We start from the raw sequence: 19749 nt of genomic DNA, 5'->3' as shown, positions 1-19749 counted from the left end.
TGGGCGGCAGCGCCCGCAGTGTCTGCTTATCACAGAAGGAAACAATAGGTATGAGTACACAACAGAAGCGGCTTGATGTGATTTGTATCGGACGCATCGCCGTCGACCTCTACGGTCAGCAAATTGGATCACGCCTGGAAGATATGACCAGCTTCAACAAATATCTCGGCGGATCTTCCGGCAACGTGGCCTACGGTACGGCGATTCAGGGCCTGAAATCGGCGATGCTGGCGCGCGTAGGTGACGAGCATAACGGCCGCTTTTTGCGTGAAGAGCTGCAACGAGCGGGCTGCAATACCGATGGCCTGATTACCGATAAGCAGCGCCTGACCGGGCTGGTGATCCTCGGGATCAAAGATGAAGAGAGCTTCCCGCTGATCTTCTACCGCGACAACTGCGCCGATATGGGGCTGGTGCCGGAAGATATTAACGAAGATTTCATCACCTCTTCACGCGCGGTCGCCGTCACCGGCACGCACCTTTCGCATCCGCAAACCCGCGCTGCCGTGCTGAAAGCGCTGGATATCGCCAAACGCAACGGCCTGCGCACCGCGCTGGATATCGATTATCGTCCGGTGCTGTGGGGATTGACCTCACTCGGCGACGGCGAAACGCGTTTCATTGAATCGGGCGAAGTGACGCAACAGCTGCAGGAAGTGCTGCACTATTTCGATTTGGTGGTCGGAACGGAAGAAGAGTTCCATATCGCCGGTGGCAGCACTGATACGCTGACCGCGCTGAAAAATGTGCGTCAATCGAGCCAGGCCACATTAGTGTGCAAACGCGGTCCGCTGGGTTGCGTGGTGTTTGAGGGCGAGATCCCGGATAGTTGGGAACAGACCAAACTGCAGAGCGGCGTGCGCGTTGAAGTGCTGAACGTGCTGGGTGCGGGCGATGCCTTTATGTCTGGCCTGCTGCGCGGCTGGCTGAATGATGAAAGCTGGGAGCAAGCGTGCCGTTACGCGAACGCCTGTGGCGCGCTGGTGGTTTCGCGCCACGGCTGTGCACCGGCGATGCCGACCAAAGAAGAGCTGGACGATTTCCTTAGCCGCGATAAAGAGGTGAAACGTCCGGATCTTGATGTACGTCTTAATCACCTGCATCGCGTCACCACGCGTAAACAGCAGTGGCCAGAGCTGAATGTGTTCGCCTTCGACCATCGCAAACAGCTGGCTGATATGGCACGCGAAGCGGGCGTCAGCGAAGCGCGCATCCCAGAATTGAAACTGCTGCTGCTGCGTGCCGCAGAAGAAGCGGCCAATGAAGCCGGCCTGAATGAAAAGAGCGGCATCCTCGCGGACACCACTTACGGCCAGAAAGCGCTGAACGCGATTACCGGTAAAAACTGGTGGATTGGGCGTCCAATTGAGCTGCCAAGTTCACGTCCGCTGCGCCTTGAACACGGCAACATCGGCTCACAGCTGGTCGACTGGCCAGCCGAGCACGTGGTGAAATGTCTGGTGTTCTACCATCCGCACGACAGCGCGGAACTGCGCAAAGAGCAGGATGAGCTGGTGCTCGATGTGTGGAATGGCTGTAACAAGAGCGGGCACGAACTGCTGCTGGAGCTGATTCTGCCGGAGAGCAATCCGGACCGTAACGAATCCTACTATTACGACATGCTGAGCCACTTCTACAGCCTTGGCATTCAGCCAGACTGGTGGAAACTGCCGCCGCTGTCTGCCGAAAGCTGGCAGGCGATCAGCGGGTTGATCGAGCAGAACGACCCGCACTGCCGCGGCATTCTGCTGCTGGGCCTCGATGCCCCGGAAGAGACGCTGAAAGCTGGTTTCGCCGCCGCAGCGCAAGCGCCGTGGGTGAAAGGTTTCGCGGTAGGTCGCACCATCTTCGGCCAGCCGTCACGCCAGTGGCTGCAAGGCGAGCTGGATGATAAGGCGCTGGTTGAGACCGTGAAAGGGAATTACCTGCGGTTGATCGGCTACTGGCGCGCTGTACGCGGTTAAGTGCGAAGTTAGCTGGGAAAAAGCGGCCAATTGGCCGCTTTTTTGATTGTGCTCGCTGGCCCTCATCCTGGCCTTCTCCCGCCAGCGGGAGAAGGGACCGATCCAGCAATTGTTGAGTATTGAACGCGATCCGGTGTACCGCACAAGACGGTTCCCTCGCCCGCTTGCGGGAGAGGGTTAGGGTGAGGGGAAAACCTGCATATTCTGTGAGGCATTTCATAAACCGATGAAATAAGCGTCACGATGATGTCAAACAAATGAAATTTTCCATCCATCTGGTACTATAGCGCTCATTATCCAGCCATATTTTCTTTTCTAGCGGGCCGAAGTAATGACCAATAATCCAACGCAATTAACCTTGTTACAGGACGAGATCCGTCGTCGCTATGAGACGCTGAGCAAACGCCTGAAGCAGGTGGCTCGTTATATCCTTGATAACAGTAACAGTATCGCTTTCGATACCGTTGCTTCCATCGCACAACATGCCGATGTGCCGCCCTCCACGCTGATCCGCTTTGCCAACGCCTTTGGCTTCAGCGGCTTCAACGAAATGAAACAGGTTTTCCGTCAGCACCTGATGGAAGAGACCGTTAACTATACCGAGCGCGCACGTCTGTTCCGCCAGACCGCCACCGACGACAGCGCCACTTCACCCGAAAGCCCGGCCGAAATCCTCAACGTCTTCACCATGGTCAACAGCCAGGCGCTGCAACAGCTGGCGATGCAGGTCAATCCAGACCAGCTCAACCGCGCGGTGAAAATGCTCGATGAAGCCGAGAACATCTACATCATCGGCCTGCGTCGCTCATTCAGCGTGGCATCGTATCTGGTGTATGCGCTGCGCCATCTGGAGCGTCGTGCGTTTCTGATCGACGGCCTCGGCGGCATGTTCACCGAGCAGCTGAGCATGGTGAACCCGAAAGACGTGGTGATCGCCATCAGCTATTCGCCATACGCGCGTGAAGCGGTGGAGTTGGTTGAGTTGGGTGCCAAACGTGGCGCGCATCTGATCGCCATCACCGACAGCCAGGTCAGCCCGCTGGCTGCCTTCAGCGATGTGTGTTTTGTGGTGCGTGAAGCGCAAGTGGATGGCTTCCGTTCGCAGGTCGCCTCGCTGTGTCTGGCACAGACGCTTGCCGTGTCGCTGGCGCTGAACAACAACGTGCCCAGCGAATAATCTCTTCGCAGAGTCGACCAGCTAACAAAAAAGGGCAGCCAGGTGGCTGCCCTTCTTACATTGATGTGCAATCTACGAACGCGGATACTGGTCGCTGTTCACCCAGGCGTGATCTTTCTCCCAGGTAAATTTCCACAGACGTTTTGGACCCGCCATCACGTTGAGATAGTAGTTATCGTACCCGGCAATGGTTGCCACCGGATGATAGCCACGCGGCACCGTCACCACATCGCGGTTATACGGCGCCATGCACTCGTCGAGTGAACGGTCGTCGGTATAAACGCGCTGCATGGCGAAACCTGGCTCAGGATCGAAACGGTGATAGTAGGTCTCTTCCAGATAGGTTTCGTCCGGGCTGTTTTTCTGGTCGTGCTTGTGGCTGGGGTACGAACTGGTCGCGCCTTCATCGGTGTAGACTTCCACCACCAGCAGGCTGTCGGCCTCTTTATTGTCCGGCAGAATGTTGTGCACCAGACGCTGATTACGCCCTTTACCACGCTGCTCAACACCAACATCTTCCGGCGCAATCAGTCGCGCCGGCAGGTTGCCGCTGCTCGGTGCATTACACACCGCCAGCTCCAGATCGCTATCCGCATACACTTCCACTTCGTCGTTATGCGGTACGTAAACTGAGTAAGGCGGAGTGCGTTCAAACGGCGACAGACGTTTACCCAGATTCGGAAACTCGGCGTGACGGGTTTTCACCGACGCAAAGCCCGCCACCAGCACCAGACACAACTCTTTGTCGCCGCTACTCAGCTTCAGGCTCTGCCCTTTTTTCAGCAGATAGGCATCAAAGCCGACATATTCCCAGCCCGCGCTTTCCGGCGTGATGTGCTGGATGCGGCCGTTGCTGTCGGGTTTTTGCGCTTTCGAAATCAGAGACATCCTGTTCCTCCTTGTTGAGCGAAATTAGCCCAGCGTCGGCATGCTGAACTCAGATACGGTCTGCTGGCCGCTCGGCCAACGCACGGTGGCGGTTTTCATGCGGGTGTAGAAACGCACGCCGTCTGGACCGTGCACGTTCAGCGCACCAAATACCGAACGCTTCCAGCCGCCGAAGCTGTGGAACGCCATCGGAACCGGAACCGGCACGTTAACGCCAACCATGCCAGCTTCGACGTTTTGCACGAACTCACGCGCGGTGTGGCCGTTGCTGGTGAAGATGGCGCTACCGTTACCGAATTCGTGGCTGTTAACCAGCTGCAGTGCGCTGTCGTAATCGCTGGAACGCATGATGCTCAGCACCGGCCCAAAGATCTCTTCGCGCCAGATAGTCATATCCGACGTCACATTGTCGAACAGCGTGCCGCCAACGTAGTAACCTTCTGCATGGCCAGCAACCTGGATGCCGCGGCCATCAACCACCAGCTTCGCGCCTTCCTGCTCACCTTTGTCGATGTAGCCCAGCACTTTCTTCTGGTGCGCAGCAGAAACCACCGGCCCCATTTCATTCTCTTCGGTACCTTTCTGGATGCCAGGACCGACGCGCAGCGCTTTGATCAGCGGCGTCAGACGCGCAATCAGTTTGTCTGCGGTGTCGTCACCCACGGCAACCACAACCGGCAGCGCCATGCAGCGTTCACCCGCTGAACCAAACGCACCGCCCATAATGGCGTTCACGGTGGCATCGAGATCGGCATCGGGCATCACGATGGCGTGGTTTTTCGCCGCGCCAAACGCCTGCACGCGTTTACCGTGGGCGCTGGCAGTTTTATAGATGTGCTCCGCTACGCCGGAAGAACCCACGAAGCTGACCGCGGCGATGCGCGGATCTTTGTACAGCTGCTCGGCATCTTCGTTAGACGAATGCACCACGTTGAATACGCCATCCGGCAGGCCCGCTTCTTTCAGCAGTTCGGCCATGCGCACAGATGCGGAAGGATCCAGCGCCGGTGGCTTGAGGATAAAGGTGTTGCCGCACGCCAGCGCGATGGGGAACATCCACAGTGGCACCATCGCCGGGAAGTTAAACGGGGTGATACCGGCGACAACGCCGACCGGCTGCATCAGCGAATAGCTGTCAACGCCGGTGCCCACGCTCGGTGAGTTTTCACCTTTAATCAGATGTGGAATACCGCAGGCATACTCGATCACTTCGATACCGCGCGTCAGTTCACCCAGCGCATCGGACCACACTTTACCGTGCTCAGACACGATCAGTGCCGCCAGCTCTTCGCGATGTTTTTCCATCAGCGCTTTAAAGTTGAACATCACACGGGCACGACGCAACGGCGCGGTTTTCGACCATTCCGGGAAGGCGGCATGCGCGACTTCAATCGCCTTTTCCACTTCAGCAGCGGTGCTCTGCGTCAGTTCACGCACGACTTTGCCGGTCGCCGGATCGTACACGGGAATGGTTTCATTGCTGGCGCTGTGGGTAATTTTGCCGCCGATAAAGTTTCCTACGATAGTCATGTCGTTGCCTCTTAGATGTGAAGTTCCCTGCAGATAGCCCGTTCGAACCGCGACGCTGCGTGTGCAGGCAATACTTAAAGCGTGCTATGAAGCTATCGTAATGAAATGAATTTTTCAAATACTTCTTTTTAGAAAATTTCCTTTTAGCGGCATGGATCGCATTTTTTCCGCCTGCGCTGACAGCCGGGTGTAAATCAGCCCGTAGCGCTGCACTGCTGGTGCTAAAGGCTCGCCAAACCGCTCTGCCGCTAAGCCGTTGCCCGCACCGAATTTATGTCTGAAATCCAGCTTCCCCATGCAACGCGAAACGAAATATGAAATTTTTGCGAGGCAGATCCAATATCTGATATTTCATAATTCAATAACAATGAAATAAATGTTCTCTTTGCAGCACCTAATCCGCATCCGTTTACAGGAGCCGCACATGGCCATCGATCCGACCCGTTTCTGTATTAACCGTAAAATTGCGCCCAGGCTAACGCTGGAAGCCTTCTTTCAGCTGGTACAACGCCTGGGATTGAGCAAGGTTGAACTGCGTAATGACATGCAGAGCGGCAAGGTAACCGATGATCTCAGCGCGGCGCAGCTGCGCGCGCTAGCGGATAAGTACCACATTGAAATCGTGACGATTAACGCGCTCTATCCGTTTAACCGTGCCGATGAGTTGCTGCTGGCTAAAGCCGACGCGCTGCTACAGGAAGCTCAGGCCATCGGCGCAAAAGCGCTGGTGATGTGTCCGCTCAATGAAGGGATTCAGATTCCGCCCCAGCAGACGCTGGAAGCGCTGCAGGTATTGGCGCCGCGCTTTGAAAAGTATGGCATTCAGGGGCTGATTGAACCGCTGGGCTTCCCGGTCAGCTCGCTGCGCTCGGCGGTGCAGACGCAGCAACTGATTCAGCAAGCAAAAGTCCCGTTTAAGGTGCTGCTCGATACCTTCCATCATCATCTGTATGAGAACGCCGAAAACGAGTTCCCGCAGGAGATTGATATCAACCATATTGGTCTGGTGCATTTATCCGGCGTGGAAGATACCCGCCCAACGGCGCAGCTGACCGATGAAGAACGCATCATGCTCAGCGACCGCGATGTGCTTAACAGCGTGGCGCAGGTGAAACGTCTGGAGATGTTGGGCTATAAAGGCATTTACGCATTTGAGCCGTTTGCCTCATCGCTGGAGACGTGGAATACCGCTGAGATTGAACGCCAAATTCGCTACAGCATCGAGTTGCTGCAAGCCTGAAAACGAACCCTTATCTGTGTCTAATGACACATTTTGTTAGTGTTGGCCTCGGTCGGAGGCCTTTTTTTCATACCCGTCATATTTTAAGCCATAGCTGCGTTGGCTGCCCGTGCTCACCCCAGTCACTTACGGGCGTAAGCTCCTGGGGATTCTCACGCTTGCCGCCTTGCTCTGACTTAAACTATTTAGGGTATGCCTGAGTTCAATAGCAAAATTATGCGTTCTCTTTAACCTCCCCCATCGGCTCTTCCGGCATCTGCTTAATCATGCGCAGCGTGCAGAACAGCGCTAAACACACCAGCAGTGCGGTGAGGAAATAGACCAGCGACACGCCGGCATAACTCATGATGAAACCGGCGATCGGGCCGGTGATGCCCAGCGATAAATCCATAAACGCGGTATAAGTCGCGAGCGCGCTGCCCTGATTCTGCTGCGGCACCACTTTTACCGCCACCACGCCAATCGCCGGGAATACCAGCGAGAAACCCGCGCCGGTGAGGAACGCGCCCATCTTCGCCATCCACGGGTCGAATGAACCGGCCACCAGAAACAGGCCCATCGCTTCTACCGCAAAGCAGATACTCGCCACGCGCAAACCACCAAGCTTGTTGATGGCATTCGGAAACAGCAGACGCGTGCCGACGAACGCGGCGCTGAACATGGTCAACGCGAAGGCGGCACCATCCCAACCTTTATCCTGATAAAACAGCGTGATAAAGGTGGCGATCACGCCAAACCCGGCGGAACCCATCGCCAGAATCAGGCCGAAACCATACACCTTGCTCAGCACGTCACGGAACGGCAGCGGCTTGGCTTTGCTGCCTCTCACTGATGCGCGCGGCAGCGCCAGCGCAATTGCCAGCACACAAATGGCAATGATGATGCTGGAAAGCAGCAGCAAGCCGCCGCTGCGGAAAATCACCACGCCGAGCGGCGCACCAATCGCCATCGCGCCATAGGTGACAATGCCGTTCCACGAAATCACCCGGCCAATATGCAGCGAACCGACGCGCGCCACGCCCCACAGCGACGTACCGGTGCCGGAAAAACTCTGTCCGATGCCGAGAATCACGCGCCCCAGACACAGCAGCACCAGGCTCAGCACGCCCTGCCCATCGCTGAGCGCCGACAGCAAAATACAGATGCCGCTCAGCAAGCATCCCACCAGCCCCAGCACCACCACTTTTTTCGGCCCCCACATATCGGCATAGCGTCCCGCGTGTGGGCGACTGAGCAGCGTGGCGATGTATTGCAGGCTGATCACCAATCCGGCCCAGAAGGCGTTGTAACCCAGTCCGTCATGGACAAAACCGGGCAGCACCGCCAGCGGCAAGCCGATGGTGAGATAGCTGGCAAAGTTGAACTTCACGATGGAAAGGATCAGTAAATTGAGGCGAAAACGGCCGTGTTCAGGTGCGGCGGCAGGCGAGTCAGGCATGAGTGATTGCGCTCGTGGGTGACGGAATTTTTATAACAAGAGGATAACTATACGCCATTTGGTTTTATCCGCATCAGTGAAATGCCCAGTTTTATGGTCATCATTTCGTCATATCGCGCTCGTAGACTCGCCCCCAATCAAATCCCAAAGAGGATAACAATCTGATGACGCCCCTGATTTCTCAGGCGCGCGTGCGTAACGCTCACGCCTTCGCGCGAGGTGGCCGATGACGCATGCCGCGCTGCCTATTGAATTGAAAAATCTCAGATGGTCGGTGGATAACCTGACTATTCTGCACGATCTCTCCCTGACCATTCCCGCAGGCGAAATTCTGGCGCTGCTCGGCCCGAGCGGCTGTGGCAAAAGCACGCTGCTGAAACTGCTGGCGGGTTTGTTGCAGCCCACCGCCGGCGAACTGTGGATCGGCCAACGCTGCGTGGCCTCACCGCGCCACTGTGATGCGCCGGAAAAACGTAACCTTGGCATGGTGTTTCAGGATTACGCGCTGTGGCCGCACATGTCGGTGGCGCAAAACGTCGCCTTTCCGCTGCGTATGCGCGGCATGAAAAAAGCCGCCGCGCGGCAACAGGCCGATGCCGCACTGGCGCAGGTGGGCCTTGAGGATTTTGGCGATCGCAAACCGGCGCTGCTTTCAGGCGGCCAGCAGCAGCGCGTGGCGCTGGCGCGTGCGCTGGTGGCGAAACCGGCCATTCTGCTGTTCGACGAACCGCTCTCCAACCTCGACCGCGACCTGCGTGAAACTCTGGTTCACACCATGGCGGATTTGCTGCGCGCGGCGCGCATCACCGCTGTTTACGTTACGCACGATCGCGACGAAGCCAGCACGCTGGCCGACCGCATCATTCACCTGGCGCAGGGCCAGATTGTTTCCGTTACTCACCTCTCAGGGGACTGCAATGCCATCTCTCAAGTCAGTTAAAACAGGAGCCATCAGCGCGATGATGTTGACTTCCGCCATCATGATCAACGACGCCCAGGCGCTGACTGTATACACCGCCGGTCCGGGTTCGCTGTCGAAAAGTCTTGCCGCCGGATTTGAAAAACAGACCGGCATCAAAGTGAATATTTTCCAGGCCACCACCGGCAAAGTGATGGCGCGTCTGGAAGCGGAACAGGCCAATCCGCAAGCCGACGTGCTGATCTCGGCTTCGTGGGATACTGCCGAAGATCTGCAACAGCGCGGCTGGCTGCTGCCGTTCAACAGCGCCAACGCGGCGAAGGTGCCGGATCAGTTCAAAACCGCCAACTATGTCGCGCAAGGCATTTCCGCGCTCGGCATCGTGTGGAATACGCAAAGCAACACGCCAGAGCCGAAAACCTGGCAGGATCTCACCGCGCCCGCCTTCAAAGATAACGTCACCACGCCGGATCCGGCGCTGTCTGGCGCGTCACTCGATCTGCTGATTGGCCTGCAAAACAGCGAAGGCGAAAAAGCCTGGCAGCTGTTTGACCAGCTGAAAGCCAACGGCATGGTGATGAGCGGCCCCAACGCGCAGGCGGTGACGCCGGTGCTGCAAGGCGCGAAAGCGGCGGTGTTTGGCGCGGTCGATTACGTCACCTATAACAACATCGCGCAGGGCGAGAGCGTGAAAGTGATCTTCCCGGAAAACGGTACCGTGGTCGCACCGCGTCCGATGATGATCCTGAAAAGCAGCCAGCACCCAGACGATGCGAAAAAGTTCGTTGATTACGTGCTGTCAGATGAAGGTCAGGAGCAAGTGGCGAAAGCCTGGCTGATGCCGGCGCGTACCGATATCAAAGCGCAACGTCCGCTGTTTACCGAGATCAAGTTATTGCCGTCTAATCAGGATGGCAGCAGCGAACGTTCGGCGGTGCTGAAGCGCTTTGGCGCCCTGTTCGGACAGTAAGCGATGTCGCGTGCCCTGAATGGCGTGATTCTGCTGGCGTTATTGCTGCTGGTGGCGCTGCCGCTGCTGTTTATCGTGCTGCAAGCGTTGTTTCCCTACTTAGGTGAAGGCAGTTGGCGCGGCGCTTTTAGTGCTTTTCCGGCGCTGCTGGACGATCCGCAGCTGGCAGCGATGTGGCTGGGCACGCTGAAAATCGGCGGCGGCGTGGCGCTGTGCAGTTTGCTGCTGGGCTTGCCGCTCGGCGCACTGCGCGGCCTGTTCCGCTTGCCGGGCGCGGCGCTGTGGGATCTGCTGTTTCTGATCCCCTTTTTGACGCCGCCCTATATTGTGGCGCTGTCATGGACGCTGGCGCTGCAACGCAACGGGTATATCGAACAACTCACCGGCATCAACTTCGACAGCCTGCTGTTTAGCAGCAGCGGCATGATTGGCGTGATGACGCTGAACATCTTTCCGGTGGTCTATTTCGCGGTGTCGCGTTCGCTGCTGGCCAGCGGGCAACGTCTCGCCTGGGTGGCGCGCGTGCATGGCGCATCGGCGTGGCGCGGCTTCTGGCACATCACCTTGCCGCTCACCTTACCGGCATTGGCGGGCGGCGTGCTGTTGGCGTTTACGCTGGCGATTGAGGAGTACGGCGTGCCTGCGGCGCTCGGTGCGCAGGCGAAGTTGACGCTGATGACCGTCGGTATTGAAACCAAACTCGCCGACTGGCCGATCGATCTGCCTGGCGCGGCGTCGCTGTCACTGATACTGAGCCTGATGGCGCTCACGGCGTGGCTGCTACAGCGCAAACTGACCGGCAGCAGCGATGTGACGGCGGTTGGTGGCAAACCGGTGAGTCAGGAACTGGCGCATGCGGGACGCTTACAAATCTTAATGCTGCTGCCGTTTGCTGTCACCGTGCTGCTGGCGGTGGTGCTGCCGCTCGGCGCGATGACCCTGAGCGGCTTGCTGAATACGCTCTCCGGCGGATTACATCTGAGTAATCTGACGCTACGCCACTTCGGCGCGCTGTTCAGCCAGCAAGGCGATGCGCTGGCGGCCTTCTCCACCAGCATTGGCTTGGCACTCGGCGCGGCGCTGCTGACCGGCGCGCTGGGTTTTCTGATCGCCTGGCGCGTATCGGAAGGGAAAACCCGTTTGCTGGCGATGATGGATGGCCTGGCGCTGCTGCCTGCGGCGATGCCCGGCGTGGTGGTGGGCGTGGGGTTGATTCTGCTGTGGAACCGCGGTTTCTGGCCGTTTTCGCCCTACAACACGATGTTTATTCTGCTGCTGTCGTACAGCTGTTTGCTGCTGCCGTGGCCGGTGCGTTATGTCAGTAGCGCGCTGCGCCAGCTGGCACCCACGCTGCAACCAGCGGCGCGCGTGCACGGCGCATCACGTGTGCAGGCGCTGCGTCTGATTGTGCTGCCGCTAGTCGCGCCCAGCCTGCTGGCGGCGATGATGATGGTGTTTGCCGTAGCGTCGCGCGAGCTGGTGACATCGCTGCTGCTGGCTCCGGCAGGCACGCAAACCGTGGCGATCTTTATCTGGCGTCAGTTCGAACAGGGCTCGGTGGGACAAGGTATGGCGATGGCCACGCTGACGCTTTGCGCCAGTTTGAGTTTGATGTTGGCGGCCACGGTGCTGATGCGGCGTCATGAAAAATAGTCATACATACCGTAGCGGCGTGATTCATCACGCATAAATATGACATTGATGATTAACATTATTTAAGCCGTGATTGTGAGTTTAACTGTCATCTTATCCACATATTTTAAAACCCATGTCCATGCCGCATTGACCTTACATTTTAAATGGGTAAATTATAGTTTCGATTAGGGATGATTTCTAACCGTAAGGAAACGGCATGTATCACAGTGATTTGATACTCAAGGGCATCAAAGCCGATGAGTTGATGGCGTCACAGCTTGAAAAAGCTCTTATAGGTGTAAAAGACCAGGTACTTCAGCAAGCCAGTAAAATTGGCGACGGAGCAACACGCTTGGTGTATTACACATCTTGCTTCACCGATAACTATCAAGATGTCTGTGCAAAGCTAAAAGAAGAAGACTTGCGCTTCCTGGATGGCATTGCCGAAGTGGTCAAAAGACGTGACATTATCTTTAGGCTGGTTCACATCTATTTTGAAGGAATTTTCAGATTCAAAACACGCGAACAACTTTCAGCAATCAATTCCGGTTTATTAAAAGCAGGCGTGATCATCTCCTCTAACACACTAAACAACCAGACTTTTGTCATTGGAATAACAACAGCTGTTTGCCTTGGCATAGGCTTTAACTCATCCATCGTCGCCTGGACAGGAAAGACCGCCGCGCTAACTGTTACCGGGCTAGGGCTATACGGCATCGTACAACAAGCTGCTGATAGTGCTGAAAGGCTTAGGCTGCAAGCGCCGATGTATTATCAAGCCCTGCACATGCAAAGACTCGAAATGATGTATTTCCTCGTCGAGCCGACTTTTATGAAAGCTCAAGCATTTGAGAGTGACATTACCAATGCAATAATTAACATGGTGAAGTAGGCATGCGTAATTTTCTAAAACAATGGTTAAAGGCGCAGGCATCATATTTCTTTTGGGGCTACGTTCCGCTTGTTTTAATTATTACTTTCGGTGTTTTTGCAGTAACGTACTTTCGCCCCTACGCACTTCAGGCCATAGGGGTTTTGATAATCATTACCTTTGCGTTTGTTGTCTGGTTTAACCGCCCTCGTTAAAATTAAAAGGAACTTAACTATGTCAACTCCAGCTCATTTATGGCTAACAGATGAAAACGGATCCCCTATCGCGGGTGGATGCCTGATGCCTACACGACTCGGCTCAATTGAAATGCGCACTCTAACGCATAACATATCGGTTCCAGCCGACAGACATACCTGAAAGTTAACAGCAGCAAGAATCTATGCCCCAATAGTTTTCTAGAAAGAATTTGACCAGACGACGCCATTATTATTTCGCGCGCTGTGTCAGGGCAGAATACTTAAATCAGCCACGATAAAAATGTATAGAATTAATGAGGCAGGAATTGAAACAGAATACTTTAACATTGTTCTTGAAAACGTAAAAATAACCAGCATTACTCCATCACTCGTACCAGCAGGCATAGCAAGCACACATATGGAAAATGTCGAGATTCGTTATGAAACTATTATGTGGAAATACGTCGATGGAAATATTCAGTTTAAAGATGGTTGGAATGAACGAATGATCGCTTAATTAAATAGTTAACACCTTACCTTGCTCGCTGTTTGTCTGTGCCGATGTTTAAATAAGTATTGATGTCGGCACGGTAAGCCGAGGTGTGAAAATTTCACAGCTACCGCTTGACGTTCATGCAGGTAGCTACGGATGTTGCGTGTTGTAAAAATTTCTCTTTATCTTAAAAAACAGATGGTTAATTTTCATCAACTACACTCTCCTGAGAAATTTCGTCTCAGGAGAGAGAATGAATAACCTGCTTCAGGAAAAAATTGGCCAGAACATCCTGGTAAAACTGGCGATGCTGGTGATTATTCTGGCGGGCATTCGCGCCGCCTCAGACATTCTGGTGCCCTTCTTACTCGCCAGCTTTTTAGCTATTGTGCTCAATCCGCTGGTCACGATGCTAATGCGACGCGGCGTCAAACGTGGCTTGGCGATTACGCTGGTGATCACCGTGATTTTTATCGTCGTACTGTTACTCATTGCTGTACTCGCCAGCTCGGCCAGTGACTTCAGCGATACCTATCCGCAAATCCGCGCCATGCTGGAGCAGAAACTGGCGGTGGTGCAACATTTTGCCGCGCGTTTTCATATCAACATCTCTACCGAAGCGCTGGCTGCGCGCCTCGATCCCAACGTGGTGATGGACATGGCAACATCGGTGCTAAAACAGCTGTCCGGCGCGATGACCAACGTCCTGCTGCTGATCCTCACCGTGGTGTTTATGCTGTTTGAAGTGCGTCATCTGCCGTACAAGATGCGCAATGCGATGGTTAATCCACAAATCCGCATCGCCGGTCTGCACCGCGCGCTGAAAGGTGTGACGCACTATCTGGCACTGAAAACCCTGGTGAGTTTGATTACCGGCGTGGCCGTTTGGCTGTCGCTGCTGCTGCTCGGCGTGAAGTTCGCGCTGTTCTGGGGCGTGGTGGCGTTCATCCTTAATTTCATCCCCAACATTGGCCCGATCATCGCCGGTATTCCGCCATTTATTCAGGCGCTGGTGTTAAATGATATTTATGACGCCATGCTGGTGGCGGCGCTGTTCAGCGCGATTCATATGGTGTTCGGCAACATGCTGGAGCCAAGATTGATGGGGCGCGGGCTGGGACTCTCGACGCTAGTGGTGTTTCTGTCGTTGATTTTCTGGGGCTGGCTGCTGGGTCCGGTCGGCATGTTGCTGTCGGTGCCGCTCACCAGCGTGACCAAGATTTTGATGGAAACCACGCCGGGCGGAAGCCGATTGGCGATTATGTTGGGTAATGGACGGCCGGGTAAACGGGCGCGTTAAGGCTCTTTTACTCAAGGTCGCGCAATAAATTGCGCCGCTACGGTTTAGTGCAGGTTGTCGTAGCGGCGTGATTTTACGTTATTGCGTTTGAAACACGCTGTTGTCGGTAATCGCCTGTATATCAACTTTGTTTGGCAGGATATTCAACTCGCTAAACAAGTCCGACACCTTCTGCACCTTTGCCACATCATCCGGCGTCACGCCACGTACACCGTGGGAAATACGCGCAGTAATCTGCTGCGCGTCCGCCGGTTGCAGGCGCGTTAACTGCGCATACACCTCGTTATACTGCTGCGGATGCGCCAGCGCCCACTCGCGCGCTTTGGCCAGACGATGGGTGAAATCCGCAATCGCCGCGCGCTTCGCGGGATCGTCGAGCGAGCTTTGCGTGGCGGTGACAAACGACAGCGCGGTTGTCAGCCCTTTGCCGTCACGCAGCAGACGCGCGCCATGCTTTTCCGCAATACCTAAATAGGGATCGAAGGTTGCCCATGCGGCAATCTGCCCGGAGTTAAACGCCGCGCTGGCGTCGGTTGGCAACACAAAACGCACCGGCACCGTATCACGTGGCACTTTCGCCTCTTCCAACGCCTCATACAGCAAGTGCTGCGAGATACTGCCGCGCGCCGACGAGACGACAACCTGCTTGCCAGCCAAATCTTTCACGCTGTGGATCGGCGAATCGGCGGGGACGATCAGCCCGTTCGAACCGGCGTCACCGACGTTGGTGGCGATGATCTTCAGCGGTACGCCGCCCGACGCCGCCATCAGCACCGGCAAATCGCCAGCGTACGAGGTATCGACCGCACCCGCACGCTGCGCTTCAAACAGCGGCGCCGCGCCCTGGAAATTCGCCCAGCTATAGTGATAAGGCGCGTCTTTCATGACATCTGCCGCTTCGATCAGCGAACGCAGATTGCGTGCCTGATCGCCCAGCACCAGCGTGACTTTACTCAAATCAGGCGCCGCCTGACTGCCAAACGCCGCGCACAGCAGCAGCGCAGAAACTACCGGTTTTAGCCATTTCATCGGGGAGATTCTCAGAGTGCGTTGCGGTTGAGCTGGCGGATGTAAGCATCCCAGTGCAGCTGATATTTGCGATTGCGGATGCTGTTATCAAACGCCTGCGCGGCTTTCTCGGAAACGGCGTCCGGCAGAATGATCAGATCCGCGCCACCCGATTGTGCCGCCAACTGTGCCTGGCAGGCGCGCTCGAGGTAATAGAGGTTGTAGAAAGCTTCTTCAATGCTGCCGCCGCTGGTCAGCAGGCCGTGATTGCGCAGGATCAGCGCGTTAAGATCGCCGAGATCGGCAACGATGCGCTGCTGCTCGTCGAGATCCAGCGCGATACCTTCGTAATCGTGATAGCCGAGGCGATTATGGAAACGCGTGCTGTGTTGCGAAATCATCAGCAGGCCGTTTCGCTGCGCCGAAACGCCAATGCCGGCCGCAGTGTGCGTATGCAGCACCGCATGGGCATCTGGCCGCGCGCGGTGAATCGCACTGTGAATAACAAACCCGGCAAGGTTAATTCCCAGCCCGGTTGGGTCGTCAATAATATTGCCGTCGATGTCGATTTTAACCAGCGTTTCCGCCTGGATTTCATCGAAGGTTTGCCCGAAAGCGTTGATAAGAAAGTGCGGCTGATCGCCCGGTACGCGCAGGGAAAAATGGGTGTAAATATGGTCGGTCCAGCGTAGCTTCGCCGCCAGATGATAAGCCTGCGCCAGTTTGATGCGCGCCTGCCATTCGCCTTCGCTGATGCGCTGCCGTAATGATGTGATATCCAGGGTTTCCGTGCTCATTTCCGCTCCTCATTTCAGGTCAATGTGCTTACCTAACATCGTGGCATAGCGTTTTTGCCGCTGGGAAATGCCAATAACGGCAAAACAATGTCATTAAACGCAAAGTGAGATTGATCATTGACCTGTATCAGACCGGTTTATTCTTAAATCGCTACCCTACACAGCCCTGTGAAAATGGTATGCTGCTGACGCCGCAAGCGCAGCTTAAACCGACTGAGGATTGTCTGGTGCCACTGAAAAAACGACATCACGATTTTGATTGGGTCTTAATCGTTTGTGCCGGGTTGCTACCGTTGGTGCTCGGCATCCTTTGTACGGCCATCGAAGCGCGTCACACCGTCAGCCAACAGCAGATTTCAACCGCCAATACCTTGATTACTCAGGCTGAAAAGATGAGTGACAACGCCTGGAATATGATCACTGAGATGCGCCAGTATCAGTACCAGCCTTGTGCCAAAATCGAAGATCAGCTGCAGCGCGCCGGTACGCTTAATCCCTATTTTCGATCCATTGGTATGCTGAAAGGCAATGACATCATTTGCTCGTCCGCCTTTGGCCTGCGACATGGCACCCTGACCGAGATGATGATGCAGCCGCCGCCGATAACCGGCAAAGCCTGGTGGAGCATCTCGGTGCACGGAACGGTTGGCGTGCCGAATCGTCCGGCGGTGGTGTTTATGCGTCAGCTTCCCGATACCAGCGGTTTTTGGGCGGTCATCGACGGCCAATATTTGATGGATTTCATGAACGCCATTGGCGGTTCACGCGGTTACCACATGATCCTGCAATTTAGCGGTGGCGCAGTGATCGCCAGCGGACCGGCTGACATGCAGCCAAAGCTGTATATGAAAAGTGAATCTTTTCAGGCCGACTCCAGCCGCTATCCCATCACCGTTAATGTAACCGTTCCGGCTTCTGAGCTGCTCAAAGCCTGGCGTCAGGCGCTGTTCATCTTCCTGCCGATGGCGGCGATTTTCTCGATTTTGCTGATGATCCTCACCGCCAATTGGCTGCGTCGTCGTATTTCCTGGCACGATGAGATTGGTCGCGCTATCCGCGCCCGCCAGTTCTCAGTGCATTATCAGCCGGTATACAGCAATACCTTGCACGCCTGCGCCGGTGTTGAAGCCTTACTGCGCTGGCAACGGCCCAACGGCGTGATGATTCGTCCGGATATCTTTATCAGCGCCGCTGAAGCCGAAGGGATGATTGTGCCGTTGACGCAGCATCTGCTGGAGTTGATGGCCGAAGATATTCAGAGCTGGCAGGTCGAGCCCGGATTTCACCTCGGGCTGAATCTGGCGGCGGAGCATCTGCAGCATGACGATTTCGTGGCCGATATTGAATTGTTTGCTGAGCGCATCAAAGACAAACAGCTGTGCATCACGCTGGAGCTGACCGAACGCAGCCTGATTGAAGAGGGTGAAAAGGTGGCGTGTAAACTGCGTCATTTGCGCGCGCAGGGCATGAAGGTGGCGATTGATGATTTCGGTACCGGCCACTGTTCACTGACCTACCTGCTCACCTTCCCGCTGGACTACCTGAAAATCGATCGCGGCTTTATCAATGCCATTGAAGGCCTCGACGTGGAAACGCCGGTGCTGGATGCGATTATTAATCTGTGCCACAAGCTGGAACTGGATGTGCTGGGCGAAGGCGTCGAGACCGCAACACAATTTGAGTACCTGCGGCAGCGTGGTGTGATATTTATTCAGGGCTACTATTATGCCCGTCCGCTGGATAATGACCGGCTGCGTGCCTGGCTCAGCGAGCAAGGGCACAAGCCACTTCTCGTTGAGGAACATTATGAGCCTGAACTGCATCATTCTTGATGACTACCAGAACGTCGCCCAGTCGCTTGCCGATTGGGCGTCTCTCGCCCCGCTGGTGCACACCACTTCCCTGACTGAACATTTCGCCGACCAGGATGAATTGGTTAAGCGCATCGCGCACGCCGATATTTTGGTGGTTATGCGCGAACGCACGCCGCTCAGCGCCGAGCTGATTGGCCGCTTGCCCAATCTGAAAATGGTAGTCACTTCCGGCATGCGTAATGCCTCCATCGATTTACATGCCTGCGCGGAACGCTATATCGCGGTGTGCGGTACCGCCAGCAGCAGCGCGGCACCGCTGGAACTGACGTGGGGATTGTTGCTGGGATTGGCGCGCCATATCGTGCCGGAGAATCAGGCGCTGCGCAGCAACGGCGCGTGGCAGCACACCGTTGGCATGAGCCTGCAGGGCAAAACGCTGGGATTAATTGGATTGGGTAAAATCGGCGGCGAGATGGCAAAAGTGGCGCAGGCGTTTGGGATGCGCGTGTGTGCGTGGAGCCAGAATTTAACCGCCGAACGTGCCGCCGAGTGTGGCGCAGAACGTTCGCCATCGCTGGCTGCGCTGCTCAGTAGCAGCGATGTGGTGTCCATTCATCTGGTATTGAGCGAGCGCTCACGCCATTTAATCGATGCAGCGGCGCTGACGCAGATGAAGCCCGGCGCGCTGCTGATTAACACATCGCGCGCCGGCATTGTCGATCAACAGGCGATGATCGCCGCGCTGCAATCGGGTCAGTTAGCCGGTGCGGGATTAGATGTGTTTGAACAGGAACCGCTGCCCGCCAATCATCCGCTGCGTCAGCTGCCGAACGTGCTGGCGACGCCGCATCTCGGCTATGTCGCCGACAGCAATTATCGCACCTACTTCACGCAGGCGGTGGAAGATATTCAAGGATGGTTAACGGGTGCGCCGCTGCGCTCGCTGCTCTGAACGGCCTGCGCGCCGTTTTTCCGCAATGCGCAGCGCCACTTCAAGGCTGTCTTCCGCCAGCGCGCCATTCGGCACATCGCGCTGGGCATTGAGACGTTGATTAATGCGCTCCAGCGTCGGCGTTAACTGCCCCACCAACTGCTGATATTCATCAAGCTGCGTGATGGGTTGGTTACATGCGATGCTGGTTTGCGTCAACCGTTGCAGCTGACGCAAGCTCTCGGTCGCCTGGCGGGAGAGTAATCCGGCCTGACGCCAGCTTTTCAGGCGCTGCAGCAGTTCATCGGGTTGTTGCGCCAATAATGCCAGCTGCGCATCGGTTCGTTCGCCACAGTTAATCCACGCCACCGAGCTAATGGAAACGGCAGTCGTACGCTGTGCCGCAGGCACAAGATTGATAAGATTGCTTTCTACACTGTCGCTCATCGACAGCCAGGGATTCTTAAAAGACTGGGCGTTTATCCTCGACATGAACACTCCACCAAAGCACGGCGGCAGAGTATTACCCAATGTTTTGGAGCTGGCAAGCAGAGGTTGCCGCCTCGCTTAATGGTAA

General features: G+C 55.8%; 16 protein-coding genes and 1 pseudogene. 11 read left to right on the top strand and 6 right to left on the bottom strand.

Going from position 1 to position 19749, the window contains the following annotated elements; genetic code table 11:
• Positions 1-50 precede the first annotated feature (50 nt).
• Complete coding sequence (gene iolC / locus IB226_RS21610; protein ID WP_192236965.1) at positions 51-1964, top strand: 5-dehydro-2-deoxygluconokinase; 1914 nt, start codon at positions 51-53, stop codon at positions 1962-1964.
• 331 nt (positions 1965-2295) lie between these two features.
• Complete coding sequence (locus tag IB226_RS21605) at positions 2296-3141, top strand: MurR/RpiR family transcriptional regulator (protein ID WP_101762694.1); 846 nt, start codon at positions 2296-2298, stop codon at positions 3139-3141.
• Positions 3142-3213: 72 nt separating this feature from the next.
• Here the strand turns inward: IB226_RS21605 and iolB are convergent, their stop codons facing one another.
• Complete coding sequence (gene iolB, locus IB226_RS21600; protein ID WP_192236964.1) at positions 3214-4029, bottom strand: 5-deoxy-glucuronate isomerase; 816 nt, start codon at positions 4027-4029, stop codon at positions 3214-3216.
• Between the two features lie 24 nt (positions 4030-4053).
• Positions 4054-5559 carry a CoA-acylating methylmalonate-semialdehyde dehydrogenase gene (locus IB226_RS21595; RefSeq protein WP_192236963.1) on the bottom strand — a complete coding sequence of 502 codons (1506 nt, stop codon included), beginning with the start codon at positions 5557-5559 and terminating at the stop codon, positions 4054-4056.
• A gap of 424 nt (positions 5560-5983) precedes the next feature.
• On the opposite strand from IB226_RS21595, the gene IB226_RS21590 reads away from it, so the two are divergent.
• Positions 5984-6799 (top strand): TIM barrel protein, encoded by an 816-nt coding sequence (locus tag IB226_RS21590; protein ID WP_192236962.1) that lies wholly within the window; start codon positions 5984-5986, stop codon positions 6797-6799.
• Between the two features lie 214 nt (positions 6800-7013).
• On the opposite strand, the gene IB226_RS21585 is transcribed toward IB226_RS21590, so the two are convergent.
• On the bottom strand, positions 7014-8237 hold the full coding sequence (locus IB226_RS21585) for an MFS transporter (RefSeq protein ID WP_192236961.1): 1224 nt from the start codon (positions 8235-8237) through the stop codon (positions 7014-7016).
• A gap of 226 nt (positions 8238-8463) precedes the next feature.
• Here IB226_RS21585 and IB226_RS21580 point away from each other — a divergent pair, with 226 nt between their 5' ends.
• The 6 genes and pseudogenes from IB226_RS21580 to IB226_RS21555 all read left to right on the top strand — a co-directional run bounded on the left by IB226_RS21580 (position 8464) and on the right by IB226_RS21555 (position 14622).
• The gene (locus IB226_RS21580; protein ID WP_192236960.1) at positions 8464-9177 is read left to right on the top strand and encodes an ABC transporter ATP-binding protein; all 714 of its coding nucleotides are present in this window, start codon (positions 8464-8466) and stop codon (positions 9175-9177) included.
• Positions 9155-10126 (top strand): ABC transporter substrate-binding protein, encoded by a 972-nt coding sequence (locus IB226_RS21575; protein ID WP_192236959.1) that lies wholly within the window; start codon positions 9155-9157, stop codon positions 10124-10126. Before IB226_RS21580 ends, IB226_RS21575 begins: the two co-directional genes overlap by 23 nt.
• Positions 10127-10129: 3 nt before the next feature.
• Positions 10130-11779 (top strand): iron ABC transporter permease, encoded by a 1650-nt coding sequence (locus tag IB226_RS21570; protein WP_192236958.1) that lies wholly within the window; start codon positions 10130-10132, stop codon positions 11777-11779.
• 199 nt (positions 11780-11978) lie between these two features.
• On the top strand, positions 11979-12653 hold the full coding sequence (locus IB226_RS21565) for a hypothetical protein (protein WP_101762701.1): 675 nt from the start codon (positions 11979-11981) through the stop codon (positions 12651-12653).
• A 213-nt stretch (positions 12654-12866) separates the two neighbouring features.
• Positions 12867-13346 (top strand): annotated as a pseudogene (locus IB226_RS21560) (Hcp family type VI secretion system effector).
• A gap of 229 nt (positions 13347-13575) precedes the next feature.
• Complete coding sequence (locus tag IB226_RS21555) at positions 13576-14622, top strand: AI-2E family transporter (protein WP_101762704.1); 1047 nt, start codon at positions 13576-13578, stop codon at positions 14620-14622.
• Between the two features lie 78 nt (positions 14623-14700).
• Here the strand turns inward: IB226_RS21555 and IB226_RS21550 are convergent, their stop codons facing one another.
• Together IB226_RS21550 and IB226_RS21545 are read right to left on the bottom strand one after the other, a co-directional pair.
• Complete coding sequence (locus IB226_RS21550; RefSeq protein WP_192236957.1) at positions 14701-15651, bottom strand: ABC transporter substrate-binding protein; 951 nt, start codon at positions 15649-15651, stop codon at positions 14701-14703.
• An 11-nt stretch (positions 15652-15662) separates the two neighbouring features.
• On the bottom strand, positions 15663-16427 hold the full coding sequence (locus tag IB226_RS21545; protein WP_137386681.1) for a class II aldolase/adducin family protein: 765 nt from the start codon (positions 16425-16427) through the stop codon (positions 15663-15665).
• Positions 16428-16654: 227 nt separating this feature from the next.
• On the opposite strand from IB226_RS21545, the gene IB226_RS21540 reads away from it, so the two are divergent.
• Both IB226_RS21540 and IB226_RS21535 read left to right on the top strand, forming a co-directional pair.
• Positions 16655-18259, top strand: a complete 1605-nt coding sequence (locus IB226_RS21540) for an EAL domain-containing protein (protein ID WP_192236956.1) — start codon at positions 16655-16657, stop codon at positions 18257-18259.
• The gene (locus IB226_RS21535) at positions 18234-19193 is read left to right on the top strand and encodes a D-2-hydroxyacid dehydrogenase family protein (RefSeq protein ID WP_192236955.1); all 960 of its coding nucleotides are present in this window, start codon (positions 18234-18236) and stop codon (positions 19191-19193) included. The genes IB226_RS21540 and IB226_RS21535 overlap by 26 nt, the downstream gene beginning before the upstream one ends.
• Here IB226_RS21535 and IB226_RS21530 read toward each other — a convergent pair.
• A complete protein-coding gene (locus tag IB226_RS21530) occupies positions 19161-19664 on the bottom strand; it encodes a hypothetical protein (RefSeq protein WP_137386684.1) in 504 nt (167 codons plus the stop codon). The two genes, IB226_RS21535 and IB226_RS21530, sit on opposite strands and share 33 nt — an antisense overlap.
• Positions 19665-19749: the final 85 nt, after the last annotated feature.

The sequence above is a fragment of the Pantoea sp. PNT03 genome (genome assembly GCF_014852515.1).
GTDB classification, from domain to species: domain Bacteria; phylum Pseudomonadota; class Gammaproteobacteria; order Enterobacterales; family Enterobacteriaceae; genus Pantoea; species Pantoea leporis.
This window is presented reverse-complemented; position numbering and strand designations above follow the sequence as displayed.